We start from the raw sequence: 791 nt of genomic DNA on the forward strand, positions 1-791 counted from the left end.
GCCATCAAACAAATAACCGAACGCGGTTATTCTGTAAAAGACGTCTCTGAGCGACTGGGCGTTTCAGACCACAGTCTTTACAACTGGCTCAAGCAACACAAGCAAGCGGCCAATCCTGATCCTCTGATCACGCAGCAGCATGATTTAGCTGTTGAGAACGCGAGGCTTAAAGCAGAGCTCAAACGTGCTGAAGAAGAGCGCGACATATTAAAAAAGGCCGCCGCGTACTTTGCCAAGCAGCTCAATTAAAGTATGCGTTTATTTTTGAGCATAAAAAGAGCCATTCAGTCAGGTTGATGTGCCGCGTGCTATGTGTTCATCACAGCGGTTATTACCAATGGATCAAGCAGCCTGAGTCAGCCAGAGCGCTTGAAAACAAACGCTTAACCGCTTTGATTCAAGAGTCTTGGCTGGAAAGCGGTGGGATTTACGGGAGTCCGCGCATCTATCAAGATTTAAGAGAAGCCGGTGAAACATGTTCAGTAAACCGCGTGGCACGACTGATGAGTTGTGCACGATTAAAGGCTCTAAGAGGTTATAAAGCGCCGCGGCATCGTGCAGGTAAGCCAGCGCTGGCTGCTAAAAACCAACTGAATCGTGAGTTTAATTATGCTCAGCCAAACAAAGCCTGGGTCACGGATATTACATATATCCGCACGTATGAAGGCTTCATGTATCTGGCAGTCATACTTGATTTGCACTCACGGCGCGTTATTGGTTGGTCAATGAAAGCCAGCATGGCAAAGGAAATTGTAATCGATGCATTATTGATGGCGATCTGGCGCAGAAAC

At 47.3% G+C, this 791-nt stretch carries 2 protein-coding genes; both read left to right on the plus strand.

Annotated features, from left to right (window positions below):
• The coding region (locus tag TOI97_RS13195; RefSeq protein WP_321554585.1) for a transposase at positions 1-249 on the plus strand (249 nt) is incomplete at its 5' end.
• 11 nt (positions 250-260) lie between these two features.
• On the plus strand, positions 261-791 hold a 531-nt coding region (locus tag TOI97_RS13200; protein WP_321554586.1), incomplete at its 3' end, for an IS3 family transposase.

The sequence above is a fragment of the Denitrificimonas halotolerans genome (assembly GCF_034259425.1).
GTDB lineage: Bacteria > Pseudomonadota > Gammaproteobacteria > Pseudomonadales > Pseudomonadaceae > Denitrificimonas > Denitrificimonas halotolerans.